This is a genomic window from Cupriavidus sp. 09_S30, from assembly GCF_056930435.1.
Genome location: NZ_JBXOWI010000001.1, coordinates 1,307,207 through 1,330,622, shown reverse-complemented (window position 1 = coordinate 1,330,622; position 23,416 = coordinate 1,307,207). Strand labels below are relative to the sequence as shown.

The window sequence follows — 23,416 nt, the reverse complement described above, 5'->3', positions numbered from 1 at the left end:
CCGAATCGGCCAGCGCGGGCCATCGTGCCGCATCGCCTTGACGCCGCGCATAAGACGCGAAGTCCGTTCCTGACAGCCCTCGCGCTCGCTGACTACAATACAACGCGTCGGGATCTGCTCTGTATCGATGCCGAACCCCGAGGAAACGCGCCCCCTGCCCCTACAATTACAATAAGAGTCGAATGTCTCGCAGCATGTTTTCCCGGCTGGGCCTTGGCCATCTGGTCTTGTCTCTGGCCATCGTCGCTTCACTCGTTGCATTTGCAAATACCTTCTATTCGGCGTACCGGGTACAGCGCGACATCCTCATATCCAACGCCCTGGAAGCGAATCGCGTATATGCCGCCAAGCTGGCCGAGAGCACGGCCAACTTCGTCAAGGCAGCACAGCAGCAGTTGGCGGTCAGCGCTGCACTCATGCAAGAGCGAAGGCTCAGCCAGGCCGAACTGGAGTCCGAAGCCGACCGGCTGCTACGCCAGACCGACTCGTTCAATTCCGTCCTGATCGTCGATGCGCGCGGCATCGTGCGCGCCGCGTCCCCTGCCCGCCTGAAGCTGAACGGGAGGCACCTCATCAGCGAAGGCGCTCGGGAGGTGTTGAAAGCCAGGGCCCCCCATATCAGCCAGGCCTATCTTTCGACCGCCGGCAACCTGGTGGTCAACATTTCCCAGCCCATCCTCTCACGGGATGGCGAGTACCTCGGCTATGTCGCCGGCACGGTCTATCTGAAGGAAAAGAGCATCCTGCACGCGCTGCTGGGCGAGCACTACTATCGTGACGGCTCTTATCTCTACGTGGTCGACAACCACGGCCGCATCCTCTACCACCCCGATGCGAAACGGATCGGCGCCACTATCTCGAACAACCCGGCCATCCGTGCCGTCATCGCCGGCGAAGCCGGCTCGAAACACGTGTTGAACAGCGAGGGAATCGAGATGCTGACCGGCTACGCCCCGATTCCAGCCGCGGGCTGGGGTGTCGTGGCGCAGCGCCCCACCTCGGCAACGCTGGCCGAGATGGACAAGGTCACCCTGGCGGTACTGGAGAACACCGTGCCAGCCACCCTGCTGTCGCTGATTGCCATCTGGTTCCTCGCCAGACTGATCTCCGCGCCATTGCACCAGCTTGCCGAAGGCACGAAACAGAAGGACGCCGCCGCGGCCGCCAGGAGCATCGGGAAGATACGCCCCTGGTACTTCGAGGCCACGCAATTGAAACAGACGATCCTGGAGGGGCTCGCCCTCATCGAGCAGCAGTTCGGCACCCTCAACGAAGCTGCGATCACCGACCCGATGACCGGCCTGAACAATCGGCGCGGCCTCGCGACCAGGCTGCAGAACTGGAGCGCAGCCGGACAGCAGTTCTGCGTCATCGCACTGGACGTGGACCACTTCAAGCGCGTCAACGACACCTATGGCCATGACGCCGGCGACAAGGTGATCTGCCACATTGCCAAGTTGATGCGCGAGTGCTCGCGCGAAGGCGATTTCCTGTGCCGCACGGGAGGCGAGGAGTATCTGATGCTGCTGCCGAACTGCAGCACCTCCGCCGCCCATCAGATCGCAGAGCGCCTGCGCAGGCGGACCGAGACGACACCCACGCCCGGCGTCTGCGCCGTGACCATTTCGCTGGGCATAGCAAGCTGGCCCGACTCCAGCACGAACACGGAGAAGACCCTCGCGCTGGCTGATGCAGCCCTCTACGCCGCGAAGAACCAGGGACGCAATCGAATCGTGATGGACACCACGATTTCCGGGCGTTGCGACGCGCGTGCGCTGGAAGCGGCCGCGACCACAGAGTGATGCGCAGCGTCAGCAAGCGCTGCTCGACTTGGCCCTTCTTGATCGTCTGCTGCTGGCATGACGCACCGGCTGCGGCACGGCATATTAGGAATCTTCTAATACCCTCACGTACCACGCTGACGCCGGAAAGCAAAAAAGCCCGCACAATCGATTGATTGTGCGGGGATTTAAGATTGGTTCATGCAGGCGCCGAAGGGAATCGCAGCACTCTAGACATCACCCCATGCCTCGCCTATCACCCGTGCCGCGGCCTCCGGCACCGCCGGGCGGCTTCTCTCCCGATCCAGTCGGGCCAGATGACTATCGCTACTACGTGCTGGATGAGGCGGCACGTTCCGTGCGCATCTTTGACGCAAGTGAGTACACCCGCTGGGTCTGCCACGAGGGAAAGGGGTAAGAGATCGCTGATGACGTGCCCGGAGTGGGTGTCAGGGTCACCACGCACTTTCACAGCGCAATGGCGCCCAGATGCGACGACCCACCTCGATTCCGGACCTGCGTGAGGCACGGCACCGACCTGCGGATCTTCTACTCAGCGACCTGGGAGGAAGCGCAGGACAAGCACCGGCGCGTGCAGGAGAAGGCAGCGCACGTGCTACCGTATCGCAAGAAGCGGCCAGAGTAGTCCTCGCGGGAGACCCTCATGTGCACGAACTACGCCCCAGTGTGCAGCGCGATGTCTTCAGCGTCGAGCCGCCGGCGTCGATAACTATGCGTCATAACGGGCGCGTTCTGACGCACCAGATCGTCAGTTAGAATTACGCGCGCGCAAATACAAACAAAGACGTATGGAACGTAGTCTTCACCCGGGGCAGCAACCAATCACCCCTGCTGCCTCGTCGACTCGAATCGACAGTAGAGAATTCGCACATCCGAAGTATCGGCCGGACATTGACGGGCTGCGTGCTGTGGCCGTTCTTTCGGTCGTGATCTTTCATGCATTTCCGCATGTGCTGCGCGGTGGGTTCATCGGAGTGGACGTCTTTTTCGTGATTTCTGGCTTCTTGATCTCCACGATCATCTTCCAGAACTTAGATAAAGGCACTTTCAGCTTCTTCGAGTTCTACGCCCGGCGGATTAAACGGATTTTCCCTGCGCTTCTGATCGTCCTAGCCTGTTGCTATGCATTTGGATGGTTTTCCTTGCTGTCGGAGGAGTTCAAACAACTTGGAAAACACATCGCAGCCGGCGCTGGGTTCGTCTCGAATTTAGTTCTTTGGAGCGAGGCAGGCTATTTTGACAAGTCTGCCGACACAAAACCCCTGCTTCATCTTTGGAGCCTGGGTATCGAAGAACAGTTTTATATCGTCTGGCCACTTTTGCTCTGGGCAGCATGGAAGAGGAAATTTAACCTAGCAACGATCGCGACAATCGTCGCCATCGCATCTCTCTTCCTGAATCTGAAGGGCATAAAAAACGACGCAACAGCGACGTTTTATTCACCGCAGACACGGTTTTGGGAATTACTCTCTGGAAGCTTGCTGGCGTGGTTCGTTCTCTATAAGCGACAGGACTGTCAGCCGCTCGGCCTGCGCGTCGATCGTGCACTGGCGAGCATGATCTATTCGGTGAATCGAAAGAACGACGGGACAACGCTTGCCAACACCCTTTCGGTCGTAGGCATACTGCTGCTCTGCTTCGGGTTCTGGCACATCAACCAAGAGTTTAGCTTCCCCGGAAAATGGGCGATCATTCCCGTATTTGGGGCTGTCTTCGTTATTGCGGCTGGACCAAATGGCTGGACCAACAAGCACATTCTGTCCAATCCTGCTGCCGTCTGGGTTGGGCTGATCAGCTTTCCGCTCTATCTATGGCACTGGCCGCTGCTCTCGTTCGCGCGGATCGTCGAGGCCGGCGTGCCATCGCGAGGCATGCGAATTGGTGCGGTTCTGGCAGCTATGGCGCTGGCGTGGCTGACGGTTCAACTCATTGAGAAGCGCATGCGCCATGGAGGTTTCACGAAACTCAAAGTTCTCGTACTAGCTTCGCTGATGGCCGGCGTCGGATATATCGGCTATGACGCCTTTGAGCAAGATGGGTACAAGGATCGCTTCATCAACGTCATGAATGTTGGGGTAAACGAATCGCTGTCGTATAAATGGCTCCCCGGCTTCCGATACGGCGAATGCTTCCTTGACCCTGAGAATGATCCAGTCAAGGACTTCGCGAAGAATTGCGGATCCAACCGCGACAATCATAGGTCGCTGCTAATGGTGTGGGGTGACTCCCATGCTGCCTCCCTATATCGGGGATTCGCAAAAAATTCCACCTCTCACAATTTCAATGTAGCGCAATACACCGTTAGCGGCTGCCCGCCGATCCTAGGATTTAATGGCGGAGAAAAGAAGGATTGCGCACGCCTGAACGAGTTCACGATGGAACGAATTCGAGAACTCAAGCCCGACACGCTTGTCATGGGGGGATACTGGTCTCTATATGACGGCAGCAAATCCTGGCAGAAACTTGATACTGAAAAGCTGGCCGCGACCATTGATATGGTGAAGCAAGCCGGCGTCCGAAATATCGTCCTTATCGGCAGTCTGCCGGTCTATACGGTCAATCAACCTGAAATGCTAAAGCGTGCCCATGTGTGGAGCAAGATCGAGACGAGGACTTATAGAAACTTCAAGCAGGAGGCATTTTCAACAAACGATCAGATTCGCGCGGTTGCAGAACATGCGAAGGTGAAATTCATCAGCCCACTGACATATATGTGCGACAAGCAAGGCTGCCTGCTATCTCTGACCACTGACAAGGTGGTGCCGCTGTCCTACGACTACGGCCATCTCACAACGCTTGGCTCCGAATACCTTGTGGATCAATTCTTCCGGCACAACGACGTCCCGCTGCAATAAGCAAGCTGGCTGCACCGTTGCTTCACACTATCTAGGCCACACCCCTACCGTCTTCCGGTGCCGCGCTGCGCAGCCCCCAAGCGCGCCGGGCACCGGACCCATCACCCAAGCCTGCCAGGCGTCATAGTCATCCGCCACCGGAACGTCCCGCACCTCGCACTGCGCCACCAGCGTGCTGTCGAGCGGCGGCGGCTTGCTTGGCAGCGTCGACGGCGTTGGAGAGCATGCGCACCCGGCCAGCATCAGGCCGGCAGTCAGCAGGCAAAGGCTTCGCATTCTTCAGCTCCTTCTTGATGGCGTCGAGCCGAGTACCCAGCGCCGACTGGATGCTGTGGTACTCATCGGCGCGTACGCGATCGCGCCGGCGCGCGCTGAAGTTAAACAGCCATCGGCCCACGGCCCAGCCGGGCAGCCCGCACGCAATGACCAGCCCGAACAGCGCCACTAGGCCGATGTAGTCACCGACCCAGCCGTGCGGGCCGAAGTGCTGCACCACCGTCGTGCCGCCGCCTATGCTCGACACCAGCGTCGAGATCAGCGCGACGGCCCACTCCGCCGTCGTGCGCGGCCGCATCATGATCGCCACCACCACTGCGGCAAGGCCGCGTGCGCCAGCCGCCACGCCGGCAGTACCGCCGATGGCCTTGAACGCAGCCCCGCCGGCGGCCCCCGCTACGGCGCCGCCGCTGATTGGTTCGGACATATAACCCCCGGGGAAAGAAAAGAGCCCGCTCAGTGGCGAGCGCAAAAAAAAAGCCGCCTGGAGGCGGCTTGTGCGCTGGATTTACCCTTCGCGGATCTCGTAAGGGTGCTGCGTATAATCGCCGGCTAGATCATCCACAAAAGTAAAGCGTAGGCAACAAATTGGAAAAACGAGCCTTAGACTGGCTACAGGCACTGCGCGGCATCGCTGCCCTTCTGGTGGTCCTGACACACGCGCGCTACTTCCTGCACGGGACACCGAGCGAATCGCTCGCCGAGGCTCTCCTGCGGCCGGGCGCGATGGGTGTCGACCTATTCTTCTTGGTCAGTGGCTTCATCATGGTCTACACGACCACGGATTCAGATGGCTCGCTGCGCTACGCGACCACTTTCCTGATCAAGCGGTTCGCCAGGATCTGGCCCGTCTATGTCGTCGTCGCGCTTCTCGGCGTTCTCATCGAAAAGGGGCCGAGCTGGTTCCTCGCGCAGGATCACTTCGTCGCCATGGGCAAGGGCCTGCTTTTTCTGCCCGTCGATACGGCGAAGCCGCCGTACTACGATCTGCCCTTCGCTATCGGCTGGACACTGAATTTCGAAGCCTACTTCTACCTCGTATTCAGCGTCACGATGCTGCTCGGGCGCTTGCGATGGATCGCCTTCTTTGGCTGGCTATCGCTGACGCTGATCGCTTTGCCACTTGCCAAGACCGGGCTCGTGAGTCTCGATGTCCAGACCAACTACGGCTTCCATCTCGGCTATCTGAACCAGATGACCAACCCGATCATCTGGGACTTCGCCGCCGGCGTCATGGTCGGCCACATCTATCGTTCGCGCGTCACATTCTCCGGAGGGCTGGTGGCTACCAACGCTGCATTCCTCGCATTGGCGATCGCTATCTGGGGCATCTACTCGGGCATTGTCGACTTCCACGGGATGGCAAAGTGGGGCGCGCCGGCCGCTCTCGCAGTGCTCACCCTTGCGATCGTCAGCAAAGGGCGAGTGCTTCACGTCCCGAGAGTGCTGATGTGGCTTGGGGATATTTCGTTTTCACTCTACCTCGTCCACATCATCGGACTGGGCGTGACGACGAGCATCCTGAAGGCAATAGGACTGGAACCGCTGACGCACACTTGGTGGCACATCTTCCTAACAGCTTCAATATCGCTCTCTCTTGCCAGCCTCAGCCACCGCCTTCTGGAAAGAGGGCTCTCTGAGCAAGTGCGCAACTGGGCGCTGGCCAAGCTGGGCCGCCACGATCACTCGGAGCACCTCGGAGCGCAGGCCACGCGCTAGATCAACGGGCGCGGCGCAGGAGTGAGAAAGCCGCCAAGGAGGGCGGCTTCGTGGAAAGGATATCAGCCCGGTGCTTCAGTGACCGCCGGTGGCGAGGATTTGTCGTCCTTGCATGCCCACTCCCGGCAAGTGCCAAATGCTACAATATCTGCCATCTTTGCGGCATCCACATAGATAACAAAAATGATCAACGTCGAATCCGTACTTTCGTCGCTATCCCAGTTCAAGAAGCCGGCTCCCTTCCATCATTGCGTCATCGACGATTTCTTTGACATCGACGTTGCTAGAACGCTGGAGTCGCAGTTTCTGCCATACGATCACGCAAAATGGTTCTTCTATAACAATCCCATTGAGAACAAGAAGGCCCTCAATGACTGGAATCTTTTCCCATCGGACACTTACAAGGCATTTAAGTATCTGAATTCACGAGAGTTCATTTCTCTGCTGGAAGCTGCCGTCGGCGTGCCCCTCTTTGCCGATGATGGACTCCATGGCGGCGGCTGGCATATGCACGCCGCTGGTGGAAATCTGAACCCCCACCTGGATTACTCTATTCATCCGAAGCTCGGCCTGCAGCGCAAGCTCAACATCATCATCTACATGTCCGAAGACATGCGAGAGGATTTTGGCGGCCACCTCGGACTATGGAAGCACGATGAGAAGAGGCAGCAGCCCGGTCGGCTGATGACGGAGATCGCACCGAAATTCAACCGCGCCGTGCTGTTCGATACCACCCAGAACTCGTGGCATGGCATGTCACGACAACTCGTGCAGCCGGACAGCATCTATCGGAAGAGCCTCGCGGTGTACTACCTTTGCGAGCCCGTTGGAGATGTAGATCAGCGTGGCCGTGCACTCTTCGCGCCCCGAGAAGACCAGATCGGCGACAAGGAAGTGGATCGAATCATTGAACTCCGATCGCAGGTGTCGCAGTCTGCGAACGTCTACCGGACGCTGTAACTTCCACCTCGCCGCGGGGTGGCATAGCCAGCCCCGGAGACGACAGCTATGACCCTGAATTCTGAGCACGCGGACGCTGGCAGCATCGCCGCAATCGGTGCCTGCTATTACACGACCCCGCGTGAGATGACGAAGCTGTCGGCCCAGTTTCTCCGCGCTCTACTGCCCTCTGGGTATTCTGCCCAGACGCACCTGGTCGCCATGCGACCAACAGAAGACCTGCCGATCTCAGATGGCGCCTCAGTTTCCTGGGATCGCAGCGGTGGGAACTACCTAGACATATCGGCCTACTACACGGGTGCTCTGGCCACTGGCAAGCACGATGCCTACGTCCTGTTCAACGACACCCTTTTCACCAAGCATGCGTGGCGTCAGATGGGCGCACGCATGCGCCCGATGGTAGACAGCCTAAGCGCTGTGCGCGCCCCCGCAGCCGCTGGCGAAGTCCATCCGACAACGGACCTGATTCTCGAGGACTCGCGTAATCCGACTCGGCGCCATCTTTCGACTTTCGGCTGCATACTCAACGAAGAAGCATTCCAGCTGTTCAAGCAGATCGTCGCCACATTGCCAGCGAACGGATCCGACCAGGAAATGCGTGATTGGCTGGACGGCGAGGCGAACGCACATACACCGCTCAAGCACCTGCTCAACATTCACGTTTTCGGTCCGGTGAATCCATGGACTTGGAAGGGAAAGTTGAAGGGAGGCGCCCCAGAGAATCTGATGCTACGCAAGGCGATCGGCGTTGCCATCGAATATCTCTTCAGCGAACAAGTGCTCCGAAACGGCGGATTGATAATGCCTGTGAACAGCGGTCTAAAGTACCGGCTGCATTCAAAGGCAGCTGAGATCCGTGCGCGCCTGCGGAAGTAACTGGAAACTGGAGGCATGGCGCTCCGCCCACATTCTACGCCGTGGGATGACATAACAAACGGATTGGTCGGGGCGAGAGGATTTGAACCTCCGACCACCTGCACTCTATATATCCACACTATCCATACGAATCAAGCACTTACGCAGAACCCTCTAACTTGCCGCGTAAAATTTGAGCACGATTCCATGGGGGGTTGCAGGGCAGTTTATATGGCAAGTTTGACAGCCAATCGGCTAGAATCCAGCCGCCTAAACACGGAGAACGCCATGGGCATCATCACCAGGATATGGGACCTCCTTCTGCACTCGAGAAAGGGCGAGTCACAAGCCTCTCTCACAGGGCGCCGTACCTACTCGGAACGGGATGCGAAAAACCCGTACCCGTCGGATTCGAAAGAGGCAGCGGATTGGGAAGCCAGACGCCCTGACGAGATCGAGAAGCAGACGCTAGAACAACAGTGGCGAAGCAAGGGTGAAATGACAGGGACCGATAAATCTCGCAGCGCTGGCGCGGATCTGCTGAAGTTCATCGCCTCGATTCTGGTCGTAGGCATCCACGTCACCCCGGAGTACAAGGGTGGTCCGTTGGACAACGATATGGCTATAGGCACGCTCTTGGTCCAATCGCTGGTGCGCCTGGGGCTTCCCGTATTCTTCGTTGCGAGCGGATATTTCCTGCTCAACAAGCCTGTCCCCGCCTACCTTGCCTTCTACAAGAGCCGCATACCGAAGCTCGTTGTTCCCTTCTTCCTCTATGCGGCGTTATATGTGATCTCGAACATTGCGCTTGGTGACACTCCGAAAGGCGAGTGGGCTGGCAAGTTCGCAGAGATCCTGTACGCTCCGACACGCATTTCTGGGCACTTCTGGTTCATCGGGTCGATGCTCGGCATCTACCTGCTCACCCCGATGTTGAACGTGCTGTTCCGAGATCTGAGCGGCGAAGCGCTCAGCAAGGTATGCATATGCCTGATTGGCGTTTCGGTGTTCCAGACCTTCGCGCCAACAGCCTTCAATGGTGTGGCGCCGGTGCCGCCGGTTTCCATCCCCCACATTGATATATGGCTGCTCTACTTTGTGCTTGGGGGGGTCCTGGGGAGGATTGATGGCAGGCGCCATATCACGCAAGCGGCTGCCGTCTTCGTGCTTGGATATGCCATGACAGTGGCCTTCTACTACCTACGGCAGAACAAACTGTACGACTTCTATCCACACGATGGTGGCGTCAACATGGTTTTGCTTGCAACCTCGGCGACCTATTTGCTGATCGCAGCCGGCAACGCCATCAGCTCGCGCCTTGCGCTTGGCATCATCGACTTCGGATCGAAGTACAGCTTCGGTGTGTATCTCGTGCACCTGCTGGCAATGCAGTACCTGGGGCGAGAGGGATTTTTTGACTACATGTTGAGCATCGGCTTCTATATGGTCTGGCTCTCGATCCTCGTGACCTATGCGATCTCGCTATGCGTCACTTTTCTGATGGATGCTCTGATCGTCGGCCCTGTCATGAGGCTACTCTTCGACAGGCGCCAACCTCCGGAGCAGCTAGGTCTTCCGCGCTGAGCCGGCCGTATTTCACTTTGACCAAGGCTTCCACCCACAAACCTTGGCTCCTGCCCGGTTGTGAGCCAGGATCGCCTTGGCGGTCTCGTCGGTCAGCACGTCCGCCTTCTCCACATCGAGTGGCTTGGTCCAGTCGCAGGCGGTGTCCACAATCTTCGTCTGGACGACCACCTGCGGCTCCGGGGTACTACTTACCCCATTCGTCGTGCAGCACGCGGTTAGCGTCAGGCACAGCGGCAACATCAGCGTCTTCATTCTGTCTCACCTTTGCATTATCGGCTCCGGCGCGCGCTGAGTCTTTCCTCCTGCCTTGCGGCACTGCTCGCGCAGTGGTTCGATGGCATGCTCGTACTGACCATAGCCGGCGCTAGGCAGGCCAAAATGTTCCAGCACTTGGCCACAGCATCGCCGAAGCGCCCGGCGCGGATGTCAGCCATGGCGCGCTGCTCACGAATCTGCTGGATGGCGATCCGGTCCTGATTGATCGGGGTGAAATCCGTCAACCGCAGCAGCCGCGGCACCACATCTCTGGTATCGACGCGCCAAAGCAGCAGAAGCGCCCCGCAAGCGTCCGGAACTGGCATCTGACAGGAAGGCAGCATGATCGGCAGACGGAAGAAGGCGTCGCCCCTCCCCTCGCGCGTGTACGAAAAGAATGGCGCCTGGTACTTCGTGGACATCAATCGGAAGTGGCACAAGCTATGCCGCGTGAGCGATGCCTGACGAAGCTGTATTCCGAACTGGCTTCCTTCAACCGTGACGCCGACGAACGGCAGGAAGGCACGATGCCGGCGCTGGTCGATTCCTGGCTGCTGGCCAAGCTCCCCTCTGCCAAGACGCAGGAGGAATACCGGCGCATGGCCACGTTCATCAAATCCGAGTTCGACGCGCAATGGCGGGGGGGAAGATGTCGAGCCCAAGGGATGTGGCGCGGTTCCTCGACAAGCCCTTCGAGGCGAAGCCGAACGTCAGCAACAAGTACCCTGCGCTGATGTCGGTGATGTTCGCCTTCGCGGTGCGCAAGGGTCTCCGCAATGCCAACCCGGTGAGCGAGGTATCCGGCGCCACGGAAGGCAAGCGGGATCGGTACATCACGGACGCCGAACTCGACGAGGTGCGCGCAGCCGCCATGCTCGGCAACGATGACAAGTCGACGACTTCGGGCCCTCCGATTGTCGCACTGATCGATCTTGCCTATCAGACCGCCCAGCGCGTCGGCGATCTTCTGGCCCTGAACTGGTCCAACGTCTCAGACGAAGGAATCATGTTCCATCCGGCCAAGACCGTGAATAGCTCAGGCGTCCGCATGCTGATCGAGATGACGCCGGACCTAAAGGCCACGCTTGAGGGCGCGAAGGCCGGCAAGGTGAAGGAGATTGGGCCGGTGATCTGTCCCCAGGCTGGCGGCCGGTTCACCTACAGCGGCGCGCAGACGGCATGGAAACGGGCATGCCAGCGAGCACGACAGAGATACGAAAAGAGGTCCGCGGAGGGCGGGGAAACACCTGACCCACACTACCTGAAAGGAATGCACTTCCACGACTTGCGCGCGAAGGCTTTGACGGACGAACGGAGGCAGGAAGGCGCCGCGGCAACTCAAGCATTGGCGGGCCACCCCACGGCTGAAATGACTGCGCACTACACGAAAGCGCGCGAAGTTGAGCACGTCAGACCGGTTGCGTTGAAGCGCTCAAGTTAGACAACGCTACCCAAATAAGACAAAAGGCCCAGCGAGTAAAACCCGCTAGGCCTTATGAATACTGGTCGGGGCGAGAGGATTTGAACCTCCGACCACCTGCACCCCATGCAGCAAAGCCAGAGGCCGCCAAGCCAAGCCTGGCAACGGATTCCGGGAAGTCTGTCCAATATGATTGTGAAGATGACGTCACGGTAGCACGCGGGTTAGCGGGAAGCCGTGGCGTTCTTATTGGACATTTTTGAGGCACAGGAATGTGCCTAATACATACCTTTCGCGGGCCAGAGCGGTTCTGATTGGAACAAAAACGGCCCACCTCGGCGGGGAGCGTTGGCGGGCCGGAAGTTCAGCGGCACGCAGTCTACGTGACGCCGCTAATAGGTACCTGACCGAAAAGGCGCGGGTTCCCACCGCTGCTCTCATCAAGGTTCGTGGCCGCGCTATACTGTATATCCATACAGTACTCAGCAGGTGACGCATCATGGGCAATCCCAAGCTTCGCACTGGCGACGACTACCCGCGCGACCCGGGCGCCACCACCACCAACCCGGCCAACGGCATCCTGACTCGAGTCCCGGGCGACTATATTCACGAGGCGAGATTGTCACTTGGCCCTCCGGCCGCGGATGGCCGCACGCATGCAGAGGTGGTAATCGAGGCCGGCGACGCCGGGACCGTCCGGGTCTTTTTCGAGCGGAAAGAGGCTCGCCACCACAAGAGCTCCTACCACTACTGGATCGCCTACCGGGCCGAGCCGGTCACGCCTGAGACGGCGGGCGCCGATGCCGACCACGCGTAGGGGCAGCCCGCCCGCTCTGTCTCGTGCCGAGCTGCGCGCCCTCTATGAGCGCTGCCCTACCCCAGAGGTCCAGCGCCTGCTCTGGGAGATCGCGCGGCTGCAGGCGCTCGCCCAGCGCGCGCAGGACGTGGCCGACCTCCTTTCACCGACGCAGCTAGACCAGCTCAGAGTCGCCGACGTAGCACCGGAGTCCGCCATCGGGCCATACCTCACCGCCCTGCGCAACGCGCTCAGGCGCGAGGCCTGCGTCATGGCCGGCAAGATCGATGACCTCGGCGGCTCGTTCGATGCTCGGCCGCAGCCAGAGAGACTGCTGTCCCCCAGCGAGGCGAAGCGCGCGGCAGAGCGCGAGGCCCGGCGCCTTCGCGGCGGGTAGACTTACAGGGCGCGGTCCAGACACCGCGCCAACTGATCGGGAGGAATCGCCGATGTGCACGAACTACGCCCCTGTGCAGGCCCAGCTGCTGCGCGACGTCTTCGGCGTCGAGCCGCCGCCGTCGGTATGGAAGGCTGAGACCTGGCGCGACTACCTGGCACCCATCATTCGTGCAGATCAGGACGGCAACCGCGACAGCATCCTGGCTGGCTTCGGCATGATCCCACGCGCCGAAATCAAGCGGCGCAACGACGAGACCGAGCAGCGCACCGGCGCGCCGCCCAAGCTGAAGGACTACGACACCATGAATGCTCGAGCGGAGACGGTCGGCTCGAAGGCGTCCTTTGCTGGCCCGTGGAAGAAGGCCCAGCTTTGCCTGGTGCCAATGACCGCCTTCTACGAGCCGAACTACGAGCACGGGACCAAGTCTGTGCGGTACCGGATCTGGATGAAGGACGAGCCCGCTTTCGGCGTAGCCGGACTTTGGAGGGATTGGCCGGATGGGGCCTTCTCGTTCACCATGCTGACGGTGAACGCCGAGCACCACCCGGTGATGAAGCGCATGCACGCGCCAGGGAAGGAAAAGCGCGGCATCGTGATCGTGCCGCGCGGGCAGTGGGATGAATGGCTGACGTGCCGGGATACGGAGGTGGCGCGATCGTTTCTGACCCTGCCGCCGGCGGCGGAGGAGATAGCAACAGAAGCGGCACCGATCCGACGTAACTAGAGGCGGAACCCATTCTCCAGTTTATCGATTACCAGCAAATTCCCAATTCTCGTCTGGATATCCTGGTCATCGGCAACCGAATCAGCCCACTCATCCACGGCGTCCGCCATGTCTAGGCAAAAAATGTCAACCTGGAGTTGGAGCGTGCGGTCTTTTTGGTTGAGGTGAACATGCCACCCGGGCGGTGGATCGACGAAGCGAAACTTGTCCAACGCTTCCCTCACGCGATGGTTTGTCGTGTCGTCCATACCTTCGTGCAAATAGCTGCACCTCAGCGCGTAACAATCGGCGCCGTTGAGAAAGACGTGCGCAGATCGATCTGGACCTAATTGCCTCACGTACTTAGGCTGCATCCATTGATCGAACCACCTTGTATATCGAGGTCCGCTAGCCTTTTCCTGCGGCTCTACCAGCTTTCCGCACACGTCCGGCAGCGTTATTGACATCGCGAGCGCGGCATACCAGTTCTTGAGTTCAACCGCTTTTCGTATAGCGCCGGTGAATCGCTCCATGCCCCTCCCCCCTTGAAGTGGAGTGGCAAACTTACACCGACTTCCCCACCCGCAACACCCCCTAGCTGGGGGAAGTCCCCTTTGGCCACGCCTCCACCGTCTTTCGGTGCCGGGCCGCACAGTCACCAAGCGCACCCAGCACCGGCCCCATCACCCAGGCCTGCCAGACGTCATAGTCAGCGACCGCCGGCGCGTCCGGAACCTCGCATGGCGCAGCCAGCGCGCTATCGAGCGGCGGCTTGTTTGGCAGCGCCGACGGCGTCGGAGAGCATGCGCACCCGACCAGTATCAGGCCGACAGTCAGCAGGCAAAGGCTTCGCATTCTTCAGCTCCTTCTGGATGGCATCGAGCCTGGCGCCCAGCGCCGATTTGATGTCCTGGTACTCGCCGGCTCGCGCACGAATGTCAGCGCTGGCCGCGCGCAGCTCGGCCAGCGCCTGAGTGGCGGTTTCCACGTCCGCCTGGGCGCGCGCCGCGGCGAGCTCGGCCAGCTCGGCGTCCTTGCGCCAGCCGTTGGTGACCCAGCCGGCGGCGAACAGCCCGGCGGCCATGCTGACTGCCAGAACTGCGGCGCCGGCGGCGCGCCAGGGAATGGACTGCGGCAGCCCGATCATGCACGAACCCCACCGGCCTGGACATACACGCCGCGCAGGTAGTCGAGCGAGTGCTCGTTCTGCCCGTACCCGGCGCCAGGCAGGCTCGCCCAGATATTGCGCACGCGCGAGACCGCCTCGTCGAAGCGGCCCGTGGCGATCAGCTGCAGCGCCAGGCGCTCACGGATCTGCTGCACAGCGATCCGATCTTGGGCGGCCGGGCTAAAGTCGCGCAGGCCCAGCAGCCGCTTGTACGGGTCGTACCAGCGCGCCAGCAACTGGTAGCGGCCGGCGGCCGTAGACGACAGGCCGGGCCGCACTTGGATCAGCTGCCGCGGGTGATCGGCGTAGCTATGGAAGAGCTTTAGCGCCGCCGGCGTGCTGCCGACCAGCACGTTGTAGCCGTTGTCGGACTTGGCCAGCAGCGCCCGTCCCAGCTCAGACACAGCCAGCATGTCGAGGAACGGACGGATGTTCGGGGTATCCATGTCATTCGGCATGCTTACCCCCCGCTACTGCGTCGCGTACGTCGTCGACCACATCAGCCAGGTCCTTGTCCCGGCGCCGCTCGATGAAGTTGAATAGCCACCGGACCACCGCCCAGCCGGGAAGCCCGCACGAGAAGTACACCCCGCCGAGCGCCATGGATCCGTTGAGGCTACCCATCCAGCCGACCAGGCCGAAGTGCTGGATCACCGCGGCGCCGCCGCACAGGCTCGCCACCACCGTGGCAATCAACGCCACCGCCAATTCGCGCCGCGTGCGCGGCGGCGTCATCACCATCACCACGATCGTTGCAAGCACGGTGGCGCCTCCTGCGACGGCGGCTGGGCCGCCGATGGCCTTGAATGCGGCCGCGCCGGCGGCCCCTGCTGCAGCGCTGCCGCTGATTGCTTCGGACATGTTGTGACCCCGGAAATGAGAAAGCCCGCTTGAGGCGGGCAAAAGATGAGCGCGACATGCTACGCCGCCAGCCTGTAGCTGGCGCCATGCCGCTCGGAACTAGTTCGACGTGGTGACTCGGTAGACCGCCTCCACGTACCACTTCTCGCCTACGGCGGTCTGGTGGTAGGGGCCGGCCTGGAGGATGTTTCCCGCCACGCTGTAGTAGAACTTGTTGTAGTAGTCCGCGTTGGCGATGTAGAAGCATCGGCTGGGATTACTCGGTGCCGCAACGATCTCGACCTCCGCCGAGATTCCCGTCGCCCCCCAGATCTGGCAGCGCGGCAGATCTCCCGCCGACACCTGCTGCGCGAATCCAGCGGCCGACACATCCTCCAGGTCGTAGAGCGGCGCCCGCACGGCCTTGCTGGTGATGCTGGCACCGGAGGTGTCATTGACCAGGCGCTTTATCGGCAGCATGGCCAGCATCGCCGCCTGCAGCGTCATCGCCACTGACCACTCGATTTGCTGGCGCGTCCGGATCTCACCGAACCGGAAGGTGACGTGCTTGACGTGCTGGCAGGCCGGCGTCTGGGTATTGCATCGGTACATCGTGGACTTCTGGACGAACTGCACCTGCTTGGCCACCAGCGTCGCCGCGGTCTCCATCGGCTGCTCGACACCGTCGACCAGCATGCGGATGCTGGCCAGCAGCTCGTCACCATGGATCCCACCGATGTAGTCTGGCTGCCCATTCTCCTTGATGGCGCACTCCCACTCGCCGCCATTGACGACCTGGCGCACGCGCGTGAAGTTGGTGGTCCCGGCCGCCAGCGTGCATTCGTAGGTGCCAACGATCCGCCACACATCGGCGTTGCCGCCGGCGTTCTGCCCAGTCGGGTCGAAAGCCGCCACCTCGTGGCCGTAGACATGCTCCAGGTAGTAATTGGAGTTGTGCTTGGAACCCTTGACGAAGAGGCTGACCGCCCCCGGCCCGGTGCGCACGATCACATCGTCATCCACAAAGCTGGTGCTGGCCGGCCCATTGATCGCCGTCGGCACAGGGAAGCCGCCTACCGGCCTGAAGTCCGCGGCGCCGTTGTAGGTGAAGAACGGCAGCTCGTTTGCCAGCCCCCCGAACTGTGGCGATCCGGTGTAGTACTGCCCGACCTTGACCACGTTGGCCGGCAGCGCGTCGCCACTGGTCGGCGCCAGGCTGAGGTCGATCCAGGCCGTCTGGAACGTCAGGTTCGGGAACACGACCGAGCCCGGAGCCAGCTTTATTCGGCCGCCGTAGCCGTTGATCGGGACGATCAGGTAGTTGTCCCAGGCCAGGGTGCGCGTAGACGCATCCCAGGTCACGTTGCAGGGCGACAGCTTGTGCCAGACCTGTCCCGTAAATGGACTCTGCTGGATCCGACCAGACAGGGGACCGCCCAGGCCGAGCGAGTCATTGGCCAGAAGGAGCATCATCTGGTCGTCGACGAAGTTGCCAGCGACCAGGCCGCCCCCAACAGACGTGTAGCCGCTGGTCGTCACCTGCGCCACCAGCTTGCCGTTGCCATTCACGGCTGAGGCCAGATCGACATACAGCGCCTGGCCGGAAGGGATAGACAGGTCGGTGCGCCCCTCGATCACCAGGCTGGTGGGACCGATCCCGCGCGAGACCCGCAGGTCGCTGAAGCTCACCACCAGGGTGGCGCCGTTCTTCGCCCACTTCGTGATGGTGCCCGCGACGTGCCAGCCCGGCCGGGCCGTGCGGTTCTTCATTACATCATCCAGATGCCCGGATGACACCAGGCCGGCCGCCAACGGGCCACCGATGCGCGTGATGTTGCCGTCGTTGCTGTTGAGGAACAGGTAGACGCGCGCATCGCTGACAAACGTCCCCTGCGAGCTCATGCCAGCGGTATAGCCCCCCGATGTGACCTGCGCGGTCAGGTAGCCATTGCTATCCACGGCGCCGTCCAAGTCGACATACAGCGCCTCATTGGTCGGCACCGTGACATCCGTCGCCGCTGCCACCGACTTGGAGGAGCGCCCAATGCCGCCGGTGATGAGAAGCCGGGGAAAGGACAGCTGGTAGGCATTGCCCGTGACCGGCAGGCACTTCGTCGGTCGCCCGACCACATGCCAGCCAACCCGGTCGGACTGCGTTTTCATGGCCGCCTCGAGCGCGTCGCGCGACACCGAGCCAGCCAAGGGATTCACCGTATTCGGGCTCGCGAGCCCGCCGAGGATGTTGTTCTTGCAGTAGAACAGGATCAGCCTTCTATCGTCGACGTAGGAGCCGACCGGGTTGCTCGCCGACTCCGGCGCCATCGTCGACACATGGACGACGTACTCGCCGCCCACCGCCGCCTCACTCAGGTCGACATAGGCCGCCTGGCCATTGGGCACCACCAGGTCGGTGACCGCCTGGATGGATTTCATGCCGCTGGTCGGGCCATCGAAGACGTAAAGGCGCCCCCAGGAGACCTTCCAGTCCGACGTGCCGGAAACCTGCGCCACCTTGTTGGCACGGCCGAGGACGCACCAGTTGCCGCGGCGCGCGATTCCCCTCACGGTATTCACGCCGGCTACCGACGGATAGGATCCGATCAGCTGCGAGGCGGCGGCGCTGATGCGACGGTATTCGAAGGCAGCAACATCGCCACTTCCCTGCACCTTGAATGCCTGTCCATCCGCTGCGGCTGCGCGGCCGGTTGGCTCGTCCACGGCTACACCAGCCTGGATCAGCGCTGCATCGCGCGCCGCCTCGGCGCCAACCCGTGCCGCTTGACCGGCGGCCGCCTGGGCATTTACCACCGGCACTGCTGCCGCTGCCGCGTTGATATTGGCTTGGTTCTCGGCAAGGAACTTCTGCAACGAATCGACCTGCTGACCACCAGTGGTCTTATAGGTGTCGGTAGGACCACCATTGGCGAAGGTCCTGACACGATCCGCATCTTCCTTGAACCCGTTCGTTGCGTCCGCAAGGCTGTCGTATGTCATGTCTCAGGCGAAATAAGGAAGCCGCCCAAAGGCGGCTTGTGTACGATGGCGGCGCGGCGTCAGTCCCAGACGACCGCCTGGCCAGCCTCAACGGTCTCTGCGGCGCGAACCTGTGCCTTGAGCTGCTGTAGCTTCTGAAATGCAGCCCATCCCTGGGCCAGCATCACAGCGTTTAGGCCCTTGAGATCGTCGAGTGTGAATGCGACTTGGGCGTTGTCGGCTGCGACCCAGTAGAACCCGTCAGGAACTGCGTTAGCGAGAATGTAGCCTTGCGTGGCCTGCATCAGCACGGTCTGGCTTGCGATGTCGGCCTGATACCACTGCGTGACACCACCGCTGCTGGTGTAGCTCACAGGCTGTTGGATCGCTTTCTGATATGCGTCCTGCAACGCGGTCAGCTGCGTGCGTTGGACTTCATCTCGCGTCGGCGCGGGCGACGGGCGAGGCGGTGGTTCCGACAGCGCCTCAGCCGGAGGTACTTCGCCAATACTGAATATCCGGTACTCGTAGCCATCCTCCAACCAGTACGTGGTGCCGCGGAAGTCAGCGGCAATTTGCCATTGCCCATCGATGATGACTGCAACCTGATGCTCCCCAACCGCGGGCCTGTTGGCGTCCGTTGCCAGCGTCGCTGCTGCTGCGATGGATTCGGCAGGAGAAGCTGGCAACGGCTGAATGTCCCACACCCCATTAGCGAATACAGCCTCTGCCGTCGACGGGTCGAACGTGGGCGGCGCGAGCAGCGTGCAATAGCTGGGCAGTAGATAGGCGCCCGGCTCCAACGGGTCTTCTTGAACGATGGTTTGGTCAATCAAGACGCCCTGCGAATCGCACTGGTAGGCAGTTACTGTTTTCGTCATTTGCGCCTCAGAACTTGATGATGAAATTCACAGCGATGTTCTTGCCGCGCGTCTCAGATCCACCCGAGCCCAGAATAGACACGCCGGTGCCCGATCCGTAGATGCCGATACCGGCACCACCGCCGGACAGCCAGATGCCCGTTGCCGAGGCTTGCGTGCGATTACCGGTCGTGCCGGGATACGCGCGATCGAAACCGCCGCCGCCGGTGCCGCTGGAGTTCGGCTGAAACCCGATGTCGTGCGAGTGGCCAGGATCGTTGACGCCATGACTATGCCCAGGATCGGCGACGCCGTGCGCGTGACCGGGATCGTTGATCGCGTGGTCATGTGCGGCGTAACTGTCGGCCTGATATGAGCCTAGGGTGCGGCCCGGATCAAGCCCGCGCCCGTTGTCCAGCCCGCGCGGAACCACGCCACGATAGTCCGGAAGGTTATAGGTCGTTGAACCATCACCGGCACCGTGGATCGTGCCAATCACCCCCAACAGATTGGCATATGCGATACGCGAAACGGCAGCGCCGTTGGCCAGTAGATACCCGCTGGGAATCACCCCACTGGGGAACAGAAGAATCGTTCCGACGGGAACAACGCCATATATGGCTGCCTTCAAATTGGCAAGCAGCGTGGCGATGGTCCCATCGTCCACTGCACTCTGACCGGTCTGATCAACGATGAGCTGGGCCAGCACCGCCGACATAATGCTCGCCTGCCGGAGAGCCTTGTTGACCTGGGCTGACTTCGCGATGCCGGATTGGAAGCCGAGCGTGCGCGCAGCCAGCGCAGCCCAATCCGCCTGAGAACTGACGTTTGCCCCGGCCCCGCCTGCAAACGGGAGGAAATCATTGGTAGGCATTGAACCCTCGATTGTTAAGCCAGAGCGTCTGGCAGCGTGATGTTGACCAGCACCCGAACGTCATTAGCCACGAAGCCGACGGCATTCGCGAGCTGCAGGTTGATAGCCGTCTCGAAGAGGTCGCCTGTTGCCCATGCGCCATGGTCAAAGCCGCCTATGTACTGATTGTCGACGTCGAATCCGAAGACGGGCGAGCCATACTCGGTTGTGACGAAGTAGCCGTTGACCCGGACCCCTTCTGGCTTGAGCGGGATATTGCCGCTGAAGAGAAGCGACAGAGAGACGATCGACGGGATCTCGCCTGCCACCACCACGTCGATCGACATGTCTTGGTTGTCGAGGATCAGGATCTGCGTCCCGCTGTCCGGCGGGAAGATGATCTTCATCACGTTGGCTGAGCCAGCCAACGTGCCATCCCAGTGGTTCGCAGCGATCTTTGCCCGGATCAGTAGCCTGTATGTCTCGTCGTCCAGCGACGTGATGCCGATGTCGGGGTCATAGGGTCCCTGCCACACCCCGACGTCGAAACCCAGGCCGTCGATGTCGAACGAGAAGTAGACATCGCTGAGAGGCGTCGCAACTTCGCGCGCGATGCCAACCCACTCCCCTACAGCATCCTCCTGCACGCCGACAGCATGGTCCAGATCAAACTTGCCCGGCATGCTGCCGAGTACGTTCATCAGGTCAACCATCGGCTGGGCTAGCGCCGCGACCACGGCCATGAACTTCGGCCGCTGGTTGTGCTCGGACGTGATCAACCCGGTGTAGTCGGTCAAGTCCGCCATATCAGGTCACGTTGAGGGTGATGTTGGTCGGCACGCACGAGGCCGCCTCGTTGAACAGCAGCGCGACGTCCGGCGCGCCGCCGCCGCGCGGCCCGCTCAGCGTCAGCCCCGACAGCTTGAAGGTGATGCCGCCGCCCACGCTGTTCGCTGCCGTAAGCGCATCACCCCATTCCACGCTGCCAGATAGGCCGCCGCCGATCGCCACGCTGTTGACGTAGTCGGCGATCGCCTCCTGGATGGCCCGCCCGGTCTGCGAGGTGTAGCCGGCGAGAGCCTTCAGGTTCACGGTCGCTGCGATCGGGGCATCAGTCGGCCGGAAGAACCGGATCGTGATCGGGCGCCCGTAGGCGTCCAGGACCACCACCGCCGTGGTGCCGTAGGTAGGAGACCCCGGGGTCTTCTTCCTGGCGATGGCACTGGCGATCGCCGTGGCGTCGCCCCCCTCAATCACCATCGACATCGAGTGCGACGGCAGGCCATTCGCGTCCGTAAGATCCGTGTCGTTCTCGTAGGCCGCATATCGCGAGACACCGGGAACGTCGGCCACGGCGCCGATGATGCCTTCCAGCACCGTCAGCGAGGGAATGGCCGTCGAGGTCTTCTGCCGCTGGCGCAGCGCTGCGTCGGACTCGACCGGGGCACCCGGCGCGGCGGCGGCAGGGTTCATCACCGTCTGCCAGCCGAGCGTCGGCGTCCCGATCTGGGTAATCGTGCCGGCGGCAGCTGCAACGGCGCCCAGCGCCTGGCAGGTCGCCGTGACCGTGATCTGCCCGGTCGGCGGGATGACCACAGAAGCCGGCAGTGCCCACTTGTTGCCGTTGCCGTCCTTGGCGATGCCGTTGGTGATGGTGGTGCCGGCCTGGCCGACGATGAGAAGGTCAGCCGTCGAATACGACGCCGACTTCTTGGCGATGCCGTTGATCTTGACGTTGCTGGCTAGCGCCGCGCCCTGCGCGCTGGCCGGGCTGAACGAGTTGTAGATGGCAATGGCCACCGCGTTGCCGTCGTTGATGCACGAGGCGAACACCGCGAGCAGCTGGCCGTCCTGGCTGTCCTCTTCCAGGTAGGTATCCTGGCCATAGATGGCTCGGTACTTCGTCTTCAGGTAGTCCAACACCTGGGCATAGGTCGGCGCGGTGATGCCGCTTGCGTCAATGGTCGGCGCGGTCGTCGTGATGGTCATTACAGCGTCGCCTGCACCGTGGTGGTGCCGTAGATGGTGGAGATCGTGACGGTCACGCTGAGCTTCCGAGTTTCGCTGTCCAGCGTGCTCGAGTAGGCGGTGATCTCCCGCACGCCCTGCGTGCCGAGGATGCGCTGCCGGATCGCCGCGTCATACGTGCCGCCGGTGTACTTGCCCAGCACCTGGTTCCATGGCGTGCCCGCCGTGGTATCCAGGAACCATTCCCCCTGCCGCAGGCGGAGCCGGGTCAGCACCGCCTGCCCGACGGCATCGGCGCTGTTCACGTAGAAGTCGGCCTGGTGCGCGCCGAAGACGTAGTCGCCGTCGGCGTCGAGCTTTCTGTATCGCATAGGGGTCCCTAGGCCACCGGGCCGGATGTGTCGGTACCGCGCTGTACGTTTGCGTGGCCGTGCGTGTCGTCGATCCGCTTGCCGTTGGCAAAGACTTGGCCGATGTACTGGATGACACCGTTAAGCACCGCGGCGGCGCCGCTCGCCGCGCTGCCAACCATGCCGCCGACGAAGGTCAACAGGCCGGTGATCGTCACGGACGCCGAGAACGTTGACAGCGGCGCGACGACGTCGAAGCCGCCAGGCGCGACGATCTTGACCTTCTGCAGCGTCGGGTTCATCTCGATGTAGGTGGCACCGTCGTCCGCTCGCAGCTGCGTGGCTACCGTGCTCAGACCGGCAAGCCGGCGCACCTGTGAACGCACGCCCACGAACGCGAACCCGTCGGACAGGTCGTGCATCCGCAGCTCGGCCTGTTCCTGCACGCCGCCGGACTGCCACCAGGCGTCGATGCAGCGGCTGGCGAATACCACCAGGCACTCGTCGCCGGGCTTGACCGGAAAGGTCAACGTGCAGCCGCCGCCGGCGGGGAAGTAGACCGGGCAGTCGACCAGCAGCGGCAGCGCGACGCTCGCGACTTTGCCGTCGGCGCTGCGCACCGGAATCCTGATCGCGGGCTGCACCTGGCACGTCAAGGCCGCCGGATCGAACGCCTGTACAATCCCAGGCATCGCCGTCCAAAGCCCCGCGCGCAGGCCGTCAAGGGCTTCGCGCAAGGCGATCTCAGGATCGTCTACCCGTTCTCGTCTATCCAT

Annotated in this window: 24 protein-coding genes; 10 read left to right on the top strand and 14 right to left on the bottom strand. The window is 61.6% G+C overall.

All coding sequences use genetic code 11. The features are described from left to right. The first annotated feature begins 182 nt into the window (after positions 1-182). Both AC1Z3O_RS06440 and AC1Z3O_RS06435 read left to right on the top strand, forming a co-directional pair. Complete coding sequence (locus AC1Z3O_RS06440) at positions 183-1,802, top strand: sensor domain-containing diguanylate cyclase (protein WP_483514487.1); 1,620 nt, start codon at positions 183-185, stop codon at positions 1,800-1,802. Positions 1,803-2,590: 788 nt separating this feature from the next. Then, positions 2,591-4,657, top strand: coding sequence for an acyltransferase family protein (locus AC1Z3O_RS06435; protein ID WP_483514485.1), 2,067 nt, complete (start codon positions 2,591-2,593; stop codon positions 4,655-4,657). A gap of 127 nt (positions 4,658-4,784) precedes the next feature. Here the strand turns inward: AC1Z3O_RS06435 and AC1Z3O_RS06430 are convergent, their stop codons facing one another. Further along, positions 4,785-5,360 (bottom strand): hypothetical protein, encoded by a 576-nt coding sequence (locus AC1Z3O_RS06430; RefSeq protein WP_483514482.1) that lies wholly within the window; start codon positions 5,358-5,360, stop codon positions 4,785-4,787. Between the two features lie 161 nt (positions 5,361-5,521). Here AC1Z3O_RS06430 and AC1Z3O_RS06425 point away from each other — a divergent pair, with 161 nt between their 5' ends. The 4 genes from AC1Z3O_RS06425 (at position 5,522) to AC1Z3O_RS06410 (ending at position 10,051) form a co-directional block, all read left to right on the top strand. Beyond that, positions 5,522-6,652, top strand: coding sequence for an acyltransferase family protein (locus AC1Z3O_RS06425; protein ID WP_483514480.1), 1,131 nt, complete (start codon positions 5,522-5,524; stop codon positions 6,650-6,652). Between the two features lie 183 nt (positions 6,653-6,835). After that, entirely contained in the window at positions 6,836-7,612 is a 777-nt protein-coding gene (locus AC1Z3O_RS06420; protein ID WP_483514479.1) for a 2OG-Fe(II) oxygenase, read from the top strand. A 48-nt stretch (positions 7,613-7,660) separates the two neighbouring features. After that, positions 7,661-8,488, top strand: coding sequence for a hypothetical protein (locus AC1Z3O_RS06415; RefSeq protein WP_483514477.1), 828 nt, complete (start codon positions 7,661-7,663; stop codon positions 8,486-8,488). Between the two features lie 267 nt (positions 8,489-8,755). Next, the gene (locus AC1Z3O_RS06410) at positions 8,756-10,051 is read left to right on the top strand and encodes an acyltransferase (protein WP_483514475.1); all 1,296 of its coding nucleotides are present in this window, start codon (positions 8,756-8,758) and stop codon (positions 10,049-10,051) included. A 12-nt stretch (positions 10,052-10,063) separates the two neighbouring features. On the opposite strand, the gene AC1Z3O_RS06405 is transcribed toward AC1Z3O_RS06410, so the two are convergent. After that, positions 10,064-10,306 carry a hypothetical protein gene (locus tag AC1Z3O_RS06405; RefSeq protein ID WP_483514473.1) on the bottom strand — a complete coding sequence of 81 codons (243 nt, stop codon included), beginning with the start codon at positions 10,304-10,306 and terminating at the stop codon, positions 10,064-10,066. A gap of 17 nt (positions 10,307-10,323) precedes the next feature. Next, positions 10,324-10,944 (bottom strand): lysozyme family protein, encoded by a 621-nt coding sequence (locus tag AC1Z3O_RS06400; RefSeq protein WP_483514471.1) that lies wholly within the window; start codon positions 10,942-10,944, stop codon positions 10,324-10,326. Between the two features lie 14 nt (positions 10,945-10,958). On the opposite strand from AC1Z3O_RS06400, the gene AC1Z3O_RS06395 reads away from it, so the two are divergent. The 4 genes from AC1Z3O_RS06395 (at position 10,959) to AC1Z3O_RS06380 (ending at position 13,649) form a co-directional block, all read left to right on the top strand. After that, complete coding sequence (locus AC1Z3O_RS06395) at positions 10,959-11,750, top strand: tyrosine-type recombinase/integrase (protein ID WP_483514470.1); 792 nt, start codon at positions 10,959-10,961, stop codon at positions 11,748-11,750. 478 nt (positions 11,751-12,228) lie between these two features. Then, complete coding sequence (locus AC1Z3O_RS06390) at positions 12,229-12,546, top strand: hypothetical protein (RefSeq protein ID WP_483514468.1); 318 nt, start codon at positions 12,229-12,231, stop codon at positions 12,544-12,546. Then, positions 12,530-12,922 carry a hypothetical protein gene (locus AC1Z3O_RS06385; RefSeq protein ID WP_483514467.1) on the top strand — a complete coding sequence of 131 codons (393 nt, stop codon included), beginning with the start codon at positions 12,530-12,532 and terminating at the stop codon, positions 12,920-12,922. Before AC1Z3O_RS06390 ends, AC1Z3O_RS06385 begins: the two co-directional genes overlap by 17 nt. Positions 12,923-12,974: 52 nt before the next feature. Continuing rightward, a complete protein-coding gene (locus AC1Z3O_RS06380; protein WP_483514465.1) occupies positions 12,975-13,649 on the top strand; it encodes an SOS response-associated peptidase in 675 nt (224 codons plus the stop codon). Here the strand turns inward: AC1Z3O_RS06380 and AC1Z3O_RS06375 are convergent. The 11 genes from AC1Z3O_RS06375 to AC1Z3O_RS06325 all read right to left on the bottom strand — a co-directional run bounded on the left by AC1Z3O_RS06375 (position 13,646) and on the right by AC1Z3O_RS06325 (position 23,416). Beyond that, positions 13,646-14,161, bottom strand: a complete 516-nt coding sequence (locus AC1Z3O_RS06375) for a hypothetical protein (protein ID WP_483514464.1) — start codon at positions 14,159-14,161, stop codon at positions 13,646-13,648. The genes AC1Z3O_RS06380 and AC1Z3O_RS06375 overlap by 4 nt on opposite strands. 224 nt (positions 14,162-14,385) lie before the next feature. After that, complete coding sequence (locus AC1Z3O_RS06370; RefSeq protein WP_483514462.1) at positions 14,386-14,775, bottom strand: hypothetical protein; 390 nt, start codon at positions 14,773-14,775, stop codon at positions 14,386-14,388. Next, the gene (locus AC1Z3O_RS06365; RefSeq protein ID WP_483514460.1) at positions 14,772-15,242 is read right to left on the bottom strand and encodes a glycoside hydrolase family 24 protein; all 471 of its coding nucleotides are present in this window, start codon (positions 15,240-15,242) and stop codon (positions 14,772-14,774) included. The genes AC1Z3O_RS06370 and AC1Z3O_RS06365 overlap by 4 nt, the downstream gene beginning before the upstream one ends. A gap of 1 nt (position 15,243) precedes the next feature. Next, positions 15,244-15,657: a hypothetical protein gene (locus tag AC1Z3O_RS06360; RefSeq protein WP_483514458.1), complete on the bottom strand. Its 414-nt coding sequence runs from the start codon at positions 15,655-15,657 to the stop codon at positions 15,244-15,246. 99 nt (positions 15,658-15,756) lie between these two features. After that, positions 15,757-18,630 (bottom strand): hypothetical protein, encoded by a 2,874-nt coding sequence (locus tag AC1Z3O_RS06355; RefSeq protein WP_483514456.1) that lies wholly within the window; start codon positions 18,628-18,630, stop codon positions 15,757-15,759. 59 nt (positions 18,631-18,689) lie between these two features. Beyond that, positions 18,690-19,490: a DUF4376 domain-containing protein gene (locus AC1Z3O_RS06350; RefSeq protein ID WP_483514454.1), complete on the bottom strand. Its 801-nt coding sequence runs from the start codon at positions 19,488-19,490 to the stop codon at positions 18,690-18,692. Between the two features lie 7 nt (positions 19,491-19,497). Beyond that, positions 19,498-20,343, bottom strand: coding sequence for a tail fiber protein (locus AC1Z3O_RS06345; protein ID WP_483514452.1), 846 nt, complete (start codon positions 20,341-20,343; stop codon positions 19,498-19,500). A gap of 14 nt (positions 20,344-20,357) precedes the next feature. Continuing rightward, entirely contained in the window at positions 20,358-21,128 is a 771-nt protein-coding gene (locus AC1Z3O_RS06340; protein WP_483514450.1) for a DUF2612 domain-containing protein, read from the bottom strand. Position 21,129: 1 nt separating this feature from the next. After that, entirely contained in the window at positions 21,130-22,311 is a 1,182-nt protein-coding gene (locus tag AC1Z3O_RS06335) for a baseplate J/gp47 family protein (protein ID WP_483514449.1), read from the bottom strand. Then, positions 22,311-22,661: a contractile injection system sheath initiator gene (locus AC1Z3O_RS06330; RefSeq protein ID WP_483514447.1), complete on the bottom strand. Its 351-nt coding sequence runs from the start codon at positions 22,659-22,661 to the stop codon at positions 22,311-22,313. The genes AC1Z3O_RS06335 and AC1Z3O_RS06330 overlap by 1 nt, the downstream gene beginning before the upstream one ends. 8 nt (positions 22,662-22,669) lie before the next feature. Next, positions 22,670-23,416, bottom strand: coding sequence for a Gp138 family membrane-puncturing spike protein (locus AC1Z3O_RS06325; protein WP_483514445.1), 747 nt, complete (start codon positions 23,414-23,416; stop codon positions 22,670-22,672).